The organism is Paenibacillus amylolyticus (assembly GCF_036894225.1).
Classification (GTDB): domain Bacteria; phylum Bacillota; class Bacilli; order Paenibacillales; family Paenibacillaceae; genus Paenibacillus; species Paenibacillus amylolyticus.
Genome location: NZ_CP145892.1, coordinates 4,711,624 through 4,727,049, shown reverse-complemented (window position 1 = coordinate 4,727,049; position 15,426 = coordinate 4,711,624). Strand labels below are relative to the sequence as shown.

The 15,426-nt window shown below is 46.9% G+C and carries 16 protein-coding genes and 1 other annotated feature; of the genes, 15 read left to right on the top strand and 1 reads right to left on the bottom strand.

Annotated elements, in window-relative coordinates; all coding sequences use genetic code 11:
• Positions 1 to 9 precede the first annotated feature (9 nt).
• The 13 genes from ftsZ (at position 10) to V6668_RS20990 (ending at position 12,903) form a co-directional block, all read left to right on the top strand.
• Positions 10 to 1,125 (top strand): cell division protein FtsZ, encoded by a 1,116-nt coding sequence (gene ftsZ, locus V6668_RS21050; RefSeq protein ID WP_017687306.1) that lies wholly within the window; start codon positions 10 to 12, stop codon positions 1,123 to 1,125.
• A 261-nt stretch (positions 1,126 to 1,386) separates the two neighbouring features.
• Positions 1,387 to 2,367 carry a sigma-E processing peptidase SpoIIGA gene (gene spoIIGA, locus V6668_RS21045; protein ID WP_036614861.1) on the top strand — a complete coding sequence of 327 codons (981 nt, stop codon included), beginning with the start codon at positions 1,387 to 1,389 and terminating at the stop codon, positions 2,365 to 2,367.
• 11 nt (positions 2,368 to 2,378) lie between these two features.
• A complete protein-coding gene (gene sigE / locus V6668_RS21040; RefSeq protein ID WP_017687308.1) occupies positions 2,379 to 3,101 on the top strand; it encodes an RNA polymerase sporulation sigma factor SigE in 723 nt (240 codons plus the stop codon).
• 111 nt (positions 3,102 to 3,212) lie between these two features.
• Positions 3,213 to 3,995, top strand: coding sequence for an RNA polymerase sporulation sigma factor SigG (sigG, locus tag V6668_RS21035; RefSeq protein ID WP_017687309.1), 783 nt, complete (start codon positions 3,213 to 3,215; stop codon positions 3,993 to 3,995).
• Between the two features lie 174 nt (positions 3,996 to 4,169).
• Positions 4,170 to 4,562: a YlmC/YmxH family sporulation protein gene (locus V6668_RS21030; RefSeq protein ID WP_338706579.1), complete on the top strand. Its 393-nt coding sequence runs from the start codon at positions 4,170 to 4,172 to the stop codon at positions 4,560 to 4,562.
• Positions 4,563 to 4,613: 51 nt separating this feature from the next.
• Positions 4,614 to 5,513, top strand: a complete 900-nt coding sequence (pgeF, locus tag V6668_RS21025; protein WP_338706578.1) for a peptidoglycan editing factor PgeF — start codon at positions 4,614 to 4,616, stop codon at positions 5,511 to 5,513.
• Positions 5,514 to 5,519: 6 nt separating this feature from the next.
• Positions 5,520 to 6,221, top strand: a complete 702-nt coding sequence (locus V6668_RS21020; protein ID WP_036614854.1) for a YggS family pyridoxal phosphate-dependent enzyme — start codon at positions 5,520 to 5,522, stop codon at positions 6,219 to 6,221.
• The gene (locus V6668_RS21015) at positions 6,212 to 6,679 is read left to right on the top strand and encodes a cell division protein SepF (protein WP_017687313.1); all 468 of its coding nucleotides are present in this window, start codon (positions 6,212 to 6,214) and stop codon (positions 6,677 to 6,679) included. The genes V6668_RS21020 and V6668_RS21015 overlap by 10 nt, the downstream gene beginning before the upstream one ends.
• Positions 6,680 to 6,686: 7 nt before the next feature.
• Positions 6,687 to 6,956, top strand: coding sequence for a YggT family protein (locus tag V6668_RS21010; protein ID WP_036674839.1), 270 nt, complete (start codon positions 6,687 to 6,689; stop codon positions 6,954 to 6,956).
• A 15-nt stretch (positions 6,957 to 6,971) separates the two neighbouring features.
• Entirely contained in the window at positions 6,972 to 7,754 is a 783-nt protein-coding gene (locus V6668_RS21005) for an RNA-binding protein (protein WP_338706577.1), read from the top strand.
• A 240-nt stretch (positions 7,755 to 7,994) separates the two neighbouring features.
• Positions 7,995 to 8,504, top strand: a complete 510-nt coding sequence (locus V6668_RS21000; RefSeq protein WP_017687316.1) for a DivIVA domain-containing protein — start codon at positions 7,995 to 7,997, stop codon at positions 8,502 to 8,504.
• Between the two features lie 57 nt (positions 8,505 to 8,561).
• Positions 8,562 to 8,854, top strand: a binding site (T-box leader).
• 425 nt (positions 8,855 to 9,279) lie between these two features.
• Positions 9,280 to 12,378: an isoleucine--tRNA ligase gene (ileS, locus tag V6668_RS20995; protein WP_338706576.1), complete on the top strand. Its 3,099-nt coding sequence runs from the start codon at positions 9,280 to 9,282 to the stop codon at positions 12,376 to 12,378.
• Between the two features lie 165 nt (positions 12,379 to 12,543).
• Positions 12,544 to 12,903, top strand: a complete 360-nt coding sequence (locus V6668_RS20990; RefSeq protein ID WP_017687319.1) for a DUF5665 domain-containing protein — start codon at positions 12,544 to 12,546, stop codon at positions 12,901 to 12,903.
• A gap of 38 nt (positions 12,904 to 12,941) precedes the next feature.
• Here the strand turns inward: V6668_RS20990 and V6668_RS20985 are convergent, their stop codons facing one another.
• Positions 12,942 to 13,679: a TraR/DksA C4-type zinc finger protein gene (locus tag V6668_RS20985; RefSeq protein ID WP_036614837.1), complete on the bottom strand. Its 738-nt coding sequence runs from the start codon at positions 13,677 to 13,679 to the stop codon at positions 12,942 to 12,944.
• A 221-nt stretch (positions 13,680 to 13,900) separates the two neighbouring features.
• Here V6668_RS20985 and lspA point away from each other — a divergent pair, with 221 nt between their 5' ends.
• Positions 13,901 to 14,395, top strand: coding sequence for a signal peptidase II (lspA, locus tag V6668_RS20980; protein ID WP_017687321.1), 495 nt, complete (start codon positions 13,901 to 13,903; stop codon positions 14,393 to 14,395).
• Complete coding sequence (locus V6668_RS20975) at positions 14,388 to 15,350, top strand: RluA family pseudouridine synthase (protein ID WP_415841434.1); 963 nt, start codon at positions 14,388 to 14,390, stop codon at positions 15,348 to 15,350. The genes lspA and V6668_RS20975 overlap by 8 nt, the downstream gene beginning before the upstream one ends.
• Positions 15,351 to 15,426 lie beyond the last annotated feature (76 nt).

The window sequence follows — 15,426 nt, the reverse complement described above, 5'->3', positions numbered from 1 at the left end:
TGGAATAATATGTTGGAATTTGATTTCGAGATGGAGAGCTTGGCTCAAATTAAAGTCATCGGTGTAGGCGGCGGCGGAAGCAATGCAGTCAACCGTATGATTGAAAATGGTGTACAAGGTGTTGAATTTATTACGGTGAATACGGATGCTCAGGCGTTACACCTGGCGAAATCCGAGCATAAATTGCAAATCGGTGATAAATTGACTCGTGGTCTTGGTGCTGGCGCCAACCCGGATGTAGGTAAAAAAGCAGCGGAAGAGTCCCGCGATCTGATCATGAACACGTTGAAAGGTGCAGACATGGTATTTGTTACAGCCGGTATGGGCGGTGGTACAGGTACAGGTGCGGCTCCGGTTATTGCCGAAATCGCTAAAGAGTGTGGTGCACTTACCGTTGGTGTCGTAACTCGTCCATTTACATTTGAAGGACGCAAGCGTTCCAGCCATGCAGAGCAAGGTATTGAAGCTCTCAAGGAAAAAGTCGACACACTGATCGTGATTCCTAATGATCGTTTGCTCGAAATCGTGGACAAAAAGACTCCTATGCTTGAAGCATTCCGTCAAGCGGATAACGTACTTCGTCAAGCTGTACAAGGTATCTCTGATTTGATCGCTGTACCGGGTCTAATCAACCTTGACTTTGCTGACGTCAAAACGATTATGCACGAACGTGGTTCAGCCCTTATGGGGATTGGTGAATCAACTGGTGAGAATCGTGCCGCAGAAGCAGCACGGAAAGCCATTATGAGTCCTTTGCTGGAAACTTCTATTGAAGGTGCTCGCGGCGTAATCATGAATATTACGGGTGGCGTTAATCTGTCCCTGTATGAAGTGAACGAAGCGGCAGAGATCGTAACTTCTGCTTCCGACCCGGAAGTGAATATGATCTTTGGTGCCATCATTGACGAAGACCTGAAAGAGGAGATTAAGGTTACGGTTATTGCAACCGGTTTTGAAGATAAACCTGCTCCACCACCACCAGGACGTAAGCCAGCTCCAGCAACAGCGGAGACGACGGATACACGTTCGCCGAACCTGCGTCCTTTCGGAAATCAGCCGAGCAATGATCAGCTGGACATTCCGACATTTTTACGCAATCGTTCACGCAATAATAACAACGATTAATACGCAAATCAATTTATTGGAAACCCGGTACTCCTTATGGAGCGACCGGGTTTTTTCTGTTTATTTAGATATCATAGCATACAGCAATGAACAAATTCTGAACAAAGGGCCTGAGCAATTCCGACAAAAAAAGTTGGAACCACACCCCCATGATTAGACAGACTTTGAACAGGGGGCTCCGTATACTTGTGAATATGCTCATGAATATCAGGATATCGGGTACCGGTATTTCGATATGTTGCGCGCAGGCAGGTGAAGACTTTGGTTGTTTATGTGGATCTAATTTTTTTGACAAACCTGTGTATTGACGGTGCACTCATCGGAATGACCGCCTGGATGCGCAAGACAAAGCTGGTTTGGTGGCGATGGTTGCTGTCAGCCATTGTGGGTGCATTATACGTGGTCATGATGTTTGTACCGGAGTTTGATTTTATGTTCACCTTTCTGATCAAGTTCGGGTTTTCGCTGGTCATGCTTACGATTGCTTTTGGTTTTAAAGGTCTGCAGGCTTTTGCGAGGACGCTAGGTACCTTCTATGTGATTAATTTTGTCGCTGCCGGAGGTATTCTGGGTGTGCATTACATGCTTCAGAGCTCCGGTGAGTTGTTTAACGGCATTTGGTTCACGGCTTCTGGCGGTATGTCATTTGATCTGAAAATTGCTTTCTGGTTCACGTTTATCGTATTTTTTTCTGTCCTGTTTTTATTCAAAGCTGTGCAGAGCTCAAAACGGAAAACGGATCGCATGACGACCTATTTGGGTAAAGTTGAGGTCTGCATCGATGAGGTAGTCATTTCTTGTACAGGCCTTCTGGATACGGGCAATCAACTTACAGATCCCTTATCGCGCATGCCGGTCATGGTGATGGAGGTTTCGTTATGGCAAGACATGTTACCCGCTTCATGGAAGGGTAGACTCAAGGACGAGGCGCCGGACAACCTTATTCTGGAGCTTGATCAGGAAAGTTTTCAGTGGCAGGATCGACTGCGGCTGGTGCCTTATCGGGGCATTAACAAAGGGACTGCGTTTATGCTGGCAATGAAGCCGGACCGGGTGAAGGTGACGATGGAGGAAACATGTTATGAGACGACAAGGGTACTTATTGGGCTGGATGGAGGTGTTTTGTCGTCGGATGGGAAATACCAGGCCGTGATTCATCCTGAACTTGTGCAAGACGCTGCTTCTGCGCAGTCTACGGCTCTCTCTGCGGGAGCAACAGAAAAGCCGCTGAATGTGGTATAGGAGGAACGTACATGCTTGTGAAATGGAAACTGGTGGCGCAGCTGCAATATTACCGTCTGTTATTTTTATTGGGGCTTAAAAGTGAAGAGATCTATTATATTGGGGGAAGTGAGGCACTTCCGCCGCCTTTGACAAGGGAAGAGGAAGAATTTTTGCTGCAAAAATTATCCTCTGGAGACTCGGCCATTCGCGCGATGCTTATTGAGCGCAACCTGCGTCTGGTGGTGTACATTGCACGAAAGTTTGAAAACACAGGAATCAATATTGAGGATTTGGTCTCCATTGGAGCGATCGGATTGATCAAGGCAGTTAATACATTTGACCCGGAAAAGAAAATCAAACTGGCAACCTATGCTTCACGTTGTATCGAAAATGAAATTTTAATGTACCTGAGACGTAATAGTAAGATCCGAACTGAAGTTTCTTTTGATGAACCGCTCAACATTGATTGGGATGGAAATGAACTATTATTATCCGATGTATTGGGTACTGAAAACGATACAATCTATCGGAATATTGAAGAGCAGGTAGACCGGAAACTTTTGCACAAGGCACTGGAAAAATTAACGGAGCGCGAGCGAATGATTATGGAGCTTCGTTTTGGCCTGACGGATGGGGAAGAAAAGACACAAAAAGATGTAGCCGATCTTCTCGGAATCTCCCAATCCTACATCTCTCGACTCGAAAAAAGAATCATTAAAAGACTCCGCAAGGAGTTCAATAAAATGGTCTGAAATACATCTTTGGTCAGAATGGGTATTACTGGCAAGGGTTCCAAGTACGAATAAAAAAGCCTGCCCCGGAGATAATGTACATTAATGTTTCTCCTTGGGAGGTAAATCACGATGACCCGAAACAAAGTCGAGATTTGTGGCGTGGACACCGCAAAATTGCCTGTCCTCACCAACACTGAAATGAGGGAATTGTTTCATTCCCTTCAGCAACACCATGATCGCTCAGCAAGAGAGAAATTAGTGAATGGCAACCTGCGTCTGGTACTCAGTGTCATTCAGCGTTTTAACAATCGGGGGGAGTTTGTCGATGATCTGTTCCAGGTTGGTTGCATCGGCCTGATGAAAGCCATTGATAATTTTGATTTATCCCAGAATGTCAAATTTTCAACCTACGCGGTGCCGATGATTATCGGTGAAATCCGTCGATACCTGCGTGATAATAACCCAATTCGGGTATCTCGCTCCTTGAGGGACATTGCTTACAAAGCACTTCAGGTCCGTGACAGCCTGACGAATAAAAATTCCCGGGAACCGACGATATTTGAAATTGCGGAAGTACTGAATGTGCCGAAGGAAGATGTTGTTTTTGCATTGGACGCCATTCAGGACCCGGTCTCGCTCTTCGAACCGATTTATCATGATGGTGGAGATCCGATCTATGTTATGGATCAGATCAGCGATGACAGAAACAAGGATGTGTCATGGATCGAGGAAATTGCACTTCGTGAAGCGATGCATCGTCTTGGTCAGCGGGAAAAAATGATTCTGTCGATGCGGTTTTTCGAAGGGAAAACCCAGATGGAAGTGGCTGATGAAATTGGCATTTCCCAGGCTCAGGTATCACGTCTGGAGAAATCAGCGATACAGCAGATGCAAAAACATGTAAAGTCATAACACGATGCAAAGGCAGAAGGACGATCAATCGGGGCAGTGTATACCGTTGGTCGTCTTTTTGTTTTGGACCGTTTCCACATTCGATGAAAAACAGGACATTTTTCGCCCCCGAAACATATATTGTATAGAAGCGTGAAGAACGGGCAGAAGAGGAATAACAGGGGGCGGGAATGAATGAAAGTAAATACGAGCGAAGTAGCGGCACGAGGCATGAAAATCTCGGACTTTCAGACAAAGGATGTCATTAACATTACGGATGGTAAACGCCTCGGTCAGATCAGTGATTTGGAGCTGGATCTGAAGCAGGGACGAATTGAAGCGATTGTTGTGCCAGGGTACAGCCGTTTTATGGGTCTTTTTGGCGGGGGAACGGATCTGGTGATTCCCTGGAGAAACATTGTGAAGATTGGTTCAGATGTAATACTGGTGAAGATGGATGAGGTGAAGGAAAATATGTATGACGAGCGTGATCGCGAAGCGCGCCTGTATGATGAACAGCAGCATAACCGCACAGAGCGTGTGGAACGCATTGAACGGTCGGAACGTAATCAGCGTCGAACGATATAAATGAGACAGAATGTGGCTCATTTGGTACACTGGAAGTGGTGAGGTGAGATAATGGAACCCTTTGTATTGGATAAAGAATTACTTGAACGGACCAAGAACCCAAATTCAGATTTCGGTCCTGATCCGTTATTATTATATGTTGAGCCCTGGATACAGCAATTTGAACAGCTGTCAGTCGGGTTTACGACGAGACATGGTGGAGTTGGAAAAGTTCCGTATGCTACGCTTAATTGTGCTTATCATGTGGGGGATGATCCTGAAGTTGTACTTAACAACCGCAGGCTTGTAACCGAGAAGGTTGGTTTTGCAGCAGAAGCATGGACCTGTGGAGAGCAGGTGCATGGCAAACATGTAGCTGTAATTACCGCTGAAGATCGGAGCAGAGGATTACTTGATCGTCAATCTGCGTTGCAGGATACGGATGGATTGGTCACGAATGTGCCTGGTGTGCTGCTGACTTCTTTCTACGCAGACTGTGTTCCGCTTTATTTCTATGACCCTGTGCAGCAGGCGGTAGGTCTTGCTCATGCCGGCTGGAAAGGTACAGTCGCGGGTATCGCTGTATCCATGGTGGAGACGATGGAACGGGAGTATGGCAGCCGTAGGCAGGACATTCGAGCTGCAATCGGTCCGTCGATCGGGGATTGCTGTTATGAAGTGGATGAGGCGGTCATGCAGCATGTACGGGTTTGGTTTGATGATTCCCCGGTTAATGATAAATACAAGGATTCTGCTTCTAAACAAGCATATCGAGCCGTGAATAACGGTAAAACGATGTTAAACTTGAAAGAATGTAATCGACACATTATGATGAAAGCAGGAATAATGCCGGATCATATCGAATGTACAACATGGTGTACAAGTTGTCATCCCGAACTATTTTTCTCCTATCGGAAGGAAAATGGTGTTACGGGGCGGATGGCGAGCTGGATTGGGCTGGAAGAGAGGTGACCCTCTGTGTCATTGGAGGAGCGTATTCAACAGGTAAATCAGAAGATCGAGGACGCATGTCGGCGCAGTAACCGTCATCGTGATGATGTGAATGTGATTGCGGTCACGAAATATGTCTCACTTGAAACAACGGGATCGGTGCTGGATCATGGTCTTGAGCATATTGGAGAAAACCGGTGGCAGGATGCACAGGCCAAATGGGAAGCTTTTGGTCAGCAGGGTACCTGGCACTTTATCGGTCATTTGCAGACAAACAAGGTGAAAGACGTGATTGGCAAGTTTCGTTACATACATTCACTGGATCGTTTGTCATTGGCGAAGGAGTTGGATAAAAAAGCAGCTTCACTTGGCATCCAAGTGGAAACGTTTTTGCAGGTGAATATTTCGGGTGAAGAGAGCAAGTATGGCTTACAGCCTGAACAGGCAAGTTCTTTTTTGCGTGATATTCGTTCGTTCAACAATCTCAAGGTCGTTGGCCTGATGACCATGGCACCTCATGAGGAAGATCCGGAGCTGACGCGTCCCGTATTTCGTGGATTGCGTGAGCTGAGAGATCAACTGAATGGACAAGCCCTTACAGCAGAACCATTGACTGAACTGTCGATGGGGATGTCCAATGATTTTGAAGTGGCCATTGAAGAAGGTGCAACCTGGGTACGGCTAGGATCGATTCTCGTAGGAAAAGAGGAGGGTTCACGATGGGCGTAATGAATAAATTTATGAATTTCCTCGGACTTCAGGAAGAGGAAGAGATTGTGGAACGTGAACGAATGGCTGCGCAGGAGGAAAATGAATCTGAACATCAGGAAGCTGAAACCTCCAGTCTCGATAAACGTAGAAACCAAAGGGGGAATAATGTGGTGAGCATTCATTCCCAGAAAAATGTTAAAGTTGTCCTGTATGAACCGCGTTCTTATGACGAGGCTCAGGAAATTGCCGACCATCTGCGTTCGCATCGTACCGTTGTGGTGAATCTGCAACGAATTCGCCAGGACCAAGCGCTGCGCGTTATTGATTTTTTGAGTGGCACGGTATATGCATTGGGTGGCGGTATTTCCAAAATCGGCGGAAACATTTTTCTCTGTACGCCAGATACGGTTGAAATTCAGGGATCAATTACGGAAATACTGGCTGACAGCGAGCAAGATTATAACAGAATGAGGTGAGCCACTTTTGTATCAGATTGAAAGCGTGTTGTACACGTTATACCAGATTTACTTTTACATGGTCATTGTCTACATATTGATGTCTTGGCTTCCCAATGCGCGGGAAAGCTTCATCGGTGAATGGCTGGGCAAATTAGTGGAACCATATCTAAGACCGTTTCGCCGATTTATACCGCCTTTGTTCGGTGTGCTGGATATTTCCCCGATTGTGGCGCTGATCGTTCTGCAACTTGCGCTTAATGGGCTAATCTCCATACTCCGGTATTTTGCATATTAGGGTAGGGTGACATAGATGAGCGGTGAAATTTACGAACATTTTAGCCATGATGAGCGGGATTTTGTAGATAAGGCTTCGGATTGGGTTGAGCAGGCGGGTAAGTATCATGACATGAAGCTAACTGACTTTCTTGATCCAAGACAGGTTTTTATATTACAGACTCTTGCCAATCGCCGTAACGACGTTCAGATTCGTCTGGATGGTGGTTACGAGGCTGCTGAACGCAAGCGTGCGCTGGTTGCACCTGATTATATGTATCTGGATGATGAGGATATGGGTATGCAGGTGCTCAGTATTACGTCTGATGATCAGAAAATCTCGGAGCTGGAGCATGGGGACTATATGGGTTCCCTGCTCGGGCTTGGGATGAAACGTGGAAAGATCGGGGATATCCAAGTGCTGGAGGACGGTTGCCATACAGTGGTGGCGGCGGAAACCGGCGCTTTTTTATCGCTTCAACTGAATCAGGTGCATCGGTTACATGTGTTCACAGAGTTACTTCCTTTGAATCAGATGCGATGGTCAGAGAGTAAACTGGAGACGATGGACATTACGGTCGCTTCTCTTCGTTTGGATGGAATCTGCGCAGATGTGTATCGGCTTAGTCGCAGTAAAGTGCTGGCGCCGATCAAAGCTGGTCGCTGCCGTGTGAACTGGAAAGTTGAGGAAGATCCCTCCAAATCGCTAAAAGCGGGTGATGTCGTATCCATTCAGGGATTTGGCCGCTTCAAGGTTATGGAACAGGATGGGATGACCAAAAAAGGGCGCTGCCGAGTGAAAATCGGCAAATTTGCCTGAGTCTGTTGCAGGAAAATCCGCTTTCTTGTCGAAATGTTTATCATAAAGGTGTAGAAAATACGCGGTGTATCCGATAAACATTAAGTCAAAGCTTTACATGAACGTTGGAGGATGCAATTCTGATCCTGCATTCCGTATACGTTGCCAAGGTTAGGCATCAACGATACGGCCCCTTGGGTGGTACCCATATGCTGCAAACCTTCTCTGGACGGGAAGGAACTTTAACAGGAGGTGGACAGCATGCCATTAACGCCGCTGGACATACACAACAAGGAATTTTCCCGACGTTTGCGCGGGTATGACGAGGATGAAGTCAATGAATTCCTGGATCAAGTCATCAAAGATTACGAAGGCGTCATTCGCGAGAACAAAGAGCTGAGCAATCAGTTGCTGTCCGTTCAGGAGAAACTGGATCATTTTTCTACAATTGAAGAGACGCTTAGCAAAACGATTATCATTGCGCAGGAAGCTGCTGATGATGTGAAGGGTAATGCGAAGAAAGAAGCGCAGTTGATCGTGAAGGAAGCAGAGAAAAATGCAGACCGGATCGTGAACGAATCGTTGGGCAAATCTCGCAAAATTGCTTTGGAAGTGGAAGAACTGAAAAAGCAGGCCTCGATTTATCGTGCCCGTTTCCGCACGCTTGTTGAAGCGCAGCTTGAACTGTTGACTCAGGATGGTTGGGAAGTGCTGGAGAGCCGGGAGCAGGAAGTGCGTGACCGTGAGCGGGAGATGAAAGAAATTTATTAGTCTGTCGCCTGGTTGACTTTTGTCTGCAAAGAGGCTATAACTATATTCATAATGAATAGTGATTCCATGACGGGTTCAGTACGTTATGATCTCATCCCTCAGAGAGTTGGTGGTTGGTGCAAACCAATGGATGAGTTATAGCCGAATATCTCCCCGGAGAAGTGACGCTGAAGCGGTGATTATGATTGCCGTGTGTAAGCCGAACCGTAAGCCGTACGTTATAACGGCACCCTGCAGTAGTTTAGCGGGGCATAAGCGCTGTTGATGACAGAGCATACCCAGGTTTGCCTGGATGTGGTTTGTGATGAACAGAATTAGGGTGGTAACGCGAGTATAGTCTCGTCCCTTTCCAGGGACGGGGCTTTTTTGTGTCCAAAAAAGGCGAACGTTCATGAGGCCCGAAGGGACCTCAAGGAGAGAGCCGCCCGCCGGGAAAGCGAAGCACCCGGCACACGGGTTTCGCCAAGGCGAACGTCCATGAGGCCCGAAGGGACCTCAAGGAGAGAGCCGCTCGCCGGGAAAGCGAAGCACCCGGCAACACCCGCCTCGCGGTAAGGCCATGCGGCGTTCATGCAGGGAACAGCCGCAAAATGGCCGCCATCACGCACATTAACCCTCGCCCATAAGCGCCAGCGCTCCCCCACCGATAACCCATCCCGGGTGTCCAGAAGGCGGAGCGCCTATGGGGTCCCCCTTGGCAAGGGGGATTTAGGGGGATTGAAACGCTTTTTGTGGACGGTCCACAATCCAACCAAAGAAAGGGAAGATAATCATCATGCAACGAGTTGACGTCAAAGAGAAGGCACGTGCCAGAGAATTACGCGTGTTAGATAAATGGAAAACGGAGAATACATTCAAAAGATCCATCGAAAACCGGGAGGGCAAGCCAAACTTCGTATTTTATGAAGGGCCGCCTACAGCAAACGGTAAACCGCATATCGGTCACGTACTGGGACGGGTAATCAAGGATTTTGTTGGACGGTATAACACGATGAAGGGTTACCGTGTTGTTCGTAAAGCAGGCTGGGATACACATGGTCTGCCTGTAGAACTGGGTGTACAGAAGAAGCTTGGTATCTCCCACAAGTGGGAAATCGAAGATTATGGCGTGGAGAAATTCATTAACGAATGTAAAGCGAGCGTATTCGAGTACGAGCAACAATGGCGTGATTTGACAGAAGGCATCGGATATTGGACGGATATGAATAACCCGTATATCACCCTTGATAACAACTACATCGAGAGTGTATGGAACATCCTGGCGACGATCCATGAGAAAGGCCTGTTGTATCGTGGTCACCGTGTGAGCCCGTATTGTCCTTCTTGTCAGACAACACTGAGTTCCCATGAAGTTGCACAAGGGTACAAAGACGTCAAAGATCTGAGTGCTACAGCGAAATTCAAACTGAATGACAGCGGAGAATTTGTACTGGCTTGGACGACAACACCTTGGACACTGCCTTCACACGTTGCACTTGCCGTGAATCCGGATATGGACTACTCCCGTGTTCGTCAAGGTGATGAAGTGTACATCATGGCAACCAATCTAGTTGAAAAAGTGATGAAAGATACCAAGGGTGAGTATGAAATCATCGGTGCACTGAAAGGTGCTGATCTGGTTGGCAAAACGTATGATCCTCCGTTCAACTACGTACAGGCTGAGAAAGCCAACATCATTCTGGGTGCAGGCTTTGTAACGGATGCAAGTGGTACGGGTATCGTACACATGGCTCCTGCCCATGGTGAAGATGACTACCGTGTATGCCGTGAGAATGGGATCAGCTTTGTGAACATGGTGGACTTGGAAGGCAAATTTGTCGCTGAGGTTACTGACTTTGCGGGACGTTTCGTGAAGGATTGTGATATTGATATCGTAAGATATCTGTCTGAGCATGGACGGTTGTTCAGCAAAGAAAAATATGAGCACAGCTATCCATTCTGCTGGCGTTGTGATACACCGCTTCTGTACTATGCGATGGACAGCTGGTTTATCCAAACAACAGCCATCAAGGACCAATTGATTGCCAACAACAGTGAAGTGGATTGGTACCCAGGTCACGTTCGTGAAGGTCGCTTCGGGAAATTCCTTGAGGATCTGGTGGATTGGAACATCAGCCGTGATCGTTATTGGGGAACTCCGCTGAACATCTGGGTGTGCGAGGAGACTGGCGAACAATTTGCACCACACAGCATTGCAGAATTGCGTGCTCGTGCGGTAGGTGATGTGCCTGAGAATCTTGAATTGCATAAACCATATGTGGATGAAGTTAAAGTCATGAGCTCTTGTGGCAAATATGAGATGAAACGTACACCGGAAGTGATCGATGTCTGGTTCGACAGCGGCTCCATGCCGTTTGCCCAGCAGCACTATCCATTTGAAAATAAAGAAGTATTCGAACAGCAGTATCCTGCGGATATGATCTGTGAGGGAATTGACCAGACACGTGGCTGGTTCTACAGCTTGCTGGCGGTTTCCACCCTTTTGACAGGCAAAGCGCCTTACAAAGCGGTTATGGCTACAGGACACGTTCTTGACGAGAACGGACAGAAGATGTCCAAATCCAAAGGTAACGTTATCGATCCTTGGGAAGTAATTGAAGAATACGGTACAGATGCATTCCGCTGGGCTTTGTTGTCTGACAGTGCACCGTGGAACAGCAAACGTTTCTCCAAAGGTATCGTAGGGGAAGCCAAATCCAAAATGGTGGATACGCTGGTCAACACCCATGCATTCCTGACGCTTTATGCTACCATTGATGGATTTGATCCACAGGAGCACCCGTTCCAACTGTCCGCACACAAGCTGGATCGCTGGATTCTGTCGAGACTGAACAGCCTGATCTTGGTTGTAGAAAAAGCGCTGCTGGTTAACGACTATCTGAACTCTTCCAAAGCGATTGAAGCATTTGTTGATGAGTTGAGTAACTGGTACATCCGTCGTTCCCGTGACCGTTTCTGGGGCAGTGGCCTGACAGACGATAAATTGGACGCTTACCGTACATTGACTGAGGTACTGGTGACTACTGCGAAGTTGGTTGCTCCGTTTACACCGATGCTGGCAGAAGACATCTATCTGAACCTTGCAACAGGTGAGAGTGTGCACATGGAAGACTATCCAGTAGCCAACGAAGCGCTGATTGATGCAGGGCTGGAACAGGATATGGAGACGGCTCGCCGCGTGGTTGAACTTGCCCGTAACGTTCGTAACGAAACAGGCATCAAGACACGTCAGCCACTGTCCGAATTGATCGTTTCACTCGATAAAGGGTTTGACCTGGCAAGTTATGAAGAGATCATCAAGGAAGAGATCAATGTAAAAGGAATCCGTACGGAGCATAATGATGCGGAATTCGTTGACTTTACATTGAAGCTGAACCTGAAAGTTGCAGGTAAGAAATACGGTAAAAACGTAGGATTCCTGCAAAACTTCTTCAAGGGAATGACGGCCGATGAGACGCGTAAAGTGGTTTCGGAGGGTGTGCTGAACATCGTTTCTCCGGAAGGCGAAGAGCTGCAAGTGACGAGCGAAGAATTATTGGTTGATAAACAGGCCAAATCAGGTTTTGCTTCAGCATCGGGTTACGGTCTGACGGTTGCGCTCAATACCGAAATCACGCCAGCATTGGAACAGGAAGGCTGGGTCCGTGAAGTGGTTCGTGCTGTGCAGGATACCCGGAAACGACTGGATCTGCCAATTGAGAAAAGAGTACGTTTGACACTGGATGTGGATGCATCTCTTCAGGAAGCTATTCAGGCGTTTGATGATGTGTTGCGTGAAAATGTTCTCGTAACCGAAGTTACATTTGGTTCGAATGAGTCGATGGAACGTGTTGAAGCCGGAGGCAAATCGATCGGTATTTACATCGAAGCGTAATTCGGAGCATGTCCCATTCAACAGGGATAGAATATAGAGCATAAACAAACGAGCCGCAGAGGCAGGGACATATTCCCTGTATCTGGGCTCGTTTGTTTTTTAGGCAATAAGGCAATGATTCTATAGTGCAGTCAATCTATATTGATCAAAGGAACTGACCAAAACATGAGCGAACATGACAAGCAAACTGCATCCACTTCACAACAATCAACGTCAGATAATCTCAATTCCCATGACAAAATTGAAGAGTTACATACCCTGACAAACCGTCTGGCGAATGAACTGGAACGTTCACGAATTGCGCAATACACAGAATTGCTGAACAGGCCATGGAAATTGATTGGACTTAACCTGTTGTCAGGAGCCGCACGAGGTGTGGGGATTGCGATTGGGTTTACCTTTTTCGCAGCAACGATCATTTACGTTTTGCAGCTACTTGGGGCGCTCAATCTTCCCATTGTTGGAGATTACATCGCTGATATTGTGCGCATTGTCCAGCGTCAGCTTGATATGAACACTTACTAAGCGATTAGTAATTAAAGGTGAAAGATATCAAAGTACATTTAGTAAATGTCATCCGTCTCCATATCCGGTTCTAACAGACCCTCGCCCTCACGGTTCTCCAGGTACTGACGATATTGCCTATTGCGCACGATGGAGACGTCATGACCATAGATGTCCGTGGCAACAAAACTTTCGTACGCTTCAACGCAGCCTTCCACTTCATCGGTAGCTTCAATCGCCATAACATCATAGCTGTCGATATCGCGTCCTTCAGCCATGGCTGGTGAGTTCGATGTGCCCCAACTTTCAACAATCTGCCAAGTGTCTTCACCATCGAAGCCATTTTGATCATCTCGCTCGTCCAGACTGGTTCGACCAAATGCCGGGGCAAGGAATTCTTCCTCTACAGGGCGGTTCTCAGAGACAACGGTTTCTGGTTGATGTTTTTTGCAGTATTTGGTGTAGGGGACAGCTTCCATGCGTTCATAAGGGATGGGTTGCTGACAGACCGCACATGTACCGTAATGTCCTTCTTCGATGGAGTGCAGTGCAGAATCGATTCGTTCCAATTGGAATTCATCATGTTCCAGCAGGGAAATATCTTTCTCGCGTTCATACACCTCCGTGGCTATGTCACCAGGATGATTATCAATTGGTGATAATTCACCTGTCTGTAGTTTAAGGGAGTCTCCAAGGCCATAATGCTCGTTTTCCGACAGTCTATGTTCAATATCGCGCTTATCGGACATCAGTTGGGAACGTAAAAATTGCAGTTGTTCGTTAGTAAAATGTGACATGATTTTCCCCTTTCTGCTTTCATGCTGGAATCCGGATTTTGACTCTATTGTAGGATGTGCTATTGAGGGCAAGATTACAGAAGGGAAATGTTATCGTTTTTGCCATAAGCATTGCGATGTAGCGCGTCGTGGACGATTTCCAAACAGCTGTGCTACAATAAACAAGTCTGGCGTAAGCCTGGTATCGTTTGGAAAAGACAAGAACGGAGTGACAAACAAACGTGGTGTATTATATCCTCGCTTTTATCGTATTTTTATTGGATCAGGGAACCAAGTATCTGATTGCAACCCGGATGGAACTCAGAGAAGAAATTCCGGTCATCGGCAATTTCTTTGTCATCACATCACATCGTAACTCAGGAGCAGCTTTTGGCATTCTGCAAGACCAGCGTTGGTTCTTTATTGTGGTTACGTTGATTGTGGTCGTTGCCTTGATTTGGTATTTGCAAAAGGTAAAAGATACTCCGCACAAATTGCTGCCTGTGGCGCTTAGTTTGGTGCTTGGTGGAGCAATTGGCAACTTCCTTGACCGGGCATTGACCGGAGAAGTTGTAGATTTTGTACAACTTAATTTTGGGAGTTATACGTTTCCCATTTTTAACATCGCCGATTCGGCAATCTGCATCGGTGTAGGGTTGATCATAGTGGAGACATTGCTTGAAGGACGGCGCGAAAAAGCAGCCGCGAAGATTGAAGGGAATGAACATCATGAGTAATCCGAATAAGGAACAGATTAACGACGAAGAACTAATGAATGGCAATGAACGTATGGAATGGACCGTTGCCGCTGAACATAAAAAAGAACGAATTGACAAATATATTACGGAAGCTGTGGATAACGTATCTCGCTCCCAAGTTCAATTGTGGATCGGAGACGGAATGGTTACGGTAAATGGTGCTGTAGTCAAAGCCAATGCCAAGTTATCCGAAGGGGATCTGATTGAACTACAGATTCCTGAACCGGCTGCCGTTGAGATCATTGCCGAAGATATTCCGCTGGAAGTGGTATATGAAGACAGCGACCTGATCGTGATTAACAAACAGCGTGGTCTTGTGGTGCATCCAGCACCAGGACATACGTCTGGCACACTCGTCAATGCACTCATGCACCACTGCAAAGACCTTTCGGGTATCAATGGAGAGTTGCGCCCGGGTATTGTGCATCGTATCGATAAGGATACATCAGGCTTGATCATGGCTGCCAAGAACGATCGTGCCCATGCATCACTGGCTGCTCAGTTGAAGGACCATACGGTGAACCGACGGTATATTGCGCTCGTTCATGGTCATCTTAATCATGATCAAGGGACCGTTGATGCACCGATTGGACGAGATACCAATGACCGCAAAATGTATACAGTCACGGAACGCAACAGTAAACATGCCGTTACGCATTTTACCGTTTCAGAGCGCATTAATGACTATACTTTGCTGGATTTGAAACTGGAGACAGGACGTACCCACCAGATCCGGGTTCACATGAAATTTATCGGTCACCCGCTTGTAGGAGATCCAACTTATGGACGGAATAAAGGCATCAAAATGCAAGGACAGGCTCTTCATGCGGCCATTCTTGGATTTGTGCATCCAACAACGGGAGAATACCTTGAATTTTCAGCTCCGATTCCGCAAGATATGGAAGACGTGCTTGCCTCGCTACGCAGTCGTTAACAGTTCCAAGAAAGTACAAATGTTCGGATACTTTGTCCATGGCTTTGATCACGCAAATGCTTCATATTAAAGTGTA

What these genes read in the sequence shown, in the direction of transcription:
- ftsZ (WP_017687306.1), top strand. Translation starts at nt 10, where the DNA reads ATGTTGGAATTTGATTTCGAGATGGAGAGCTTGGCTCAAATTAAAGTC.
- sigE (WP_017687308.1), top strand. Translation starts at nt 2,379, where the DNA reads ATGCTTGTGAAATGGAAACTGGTGGCGCAGCTGCAATATTACCGTCTG.
- sigG (WP_017687309.1), top strand. Translation starts at nt 3,213, where the DNA reads ATGACCCGAAACAAAGTCGAGATTTGTGGCGTGGACACCGCAAAATTG.
- V6668_RS21030 (WP_338706579.1), top strand. Translation starts at nt 4,170, where the DNA reads ATGAAAGTAAATACGAGCGAAGTAGCGGCACGAGGCATGAAAATCTCG.
- pgeF (WP_338706578.1), top strand. Translation starts at nt 4,614, where the DNA reads ATGGAACCCTTTGTATTGGATAAAGAATTACTTGAACGGACCAAGAAC.
- V6668_RS21015 (WP_017687313.1), top strand. Translation starts at nt 6,212, where the DNA reads ATGGGCGTAATGAATAAATTTATGAATTTCCTCGGACTTCAGGAAGAG.
- V6668_RS21005 (WP_338706577.1), top strand. Translation starts at nt 6,972, where the DNA reads ATGAGCGGTGAAATTTACGAACATTTTAGCCATGATGAGCGGGATTTT.
- V6668_RS21000 (WP_017687316.1), top strand. Translation starts at nt 7,995, where the DNA reads ATGCCATTAACGCCGCTGGACATACACAACAAGGAATTTTCCCGACGT.
- ileS (WP_338706576.1), top strand. Translation starts at nt 9,280, where the DNA reads ATGCAACGAGTTGACGTCAAAGAGAAGGCACGTGCCAGAGAATTACGC.
- V6668_RS20990 (WP_017687319.1), top strand. Translation starts at nt 12,544, where the DNA reads ATGAGCGAACATGACAAGCAAACTGCATCCACTTCACAACAATCAACG.
- V6668_RS20985 (WP_036614837.1), bottom strand. Translation starts at nt 13,679, where the DNA reads ATGTCACATTTTACTAACGAACAACTGCAATTTTTACGTTCCCAACTG.
- V6668_RS20975 (WP_415841434.1), top strand. Translation starts at nt 14,388, where the DNA reads ATGAGTAATCCGAATAAGGAACAGATTAACGACGAAGAACTAATGAAT.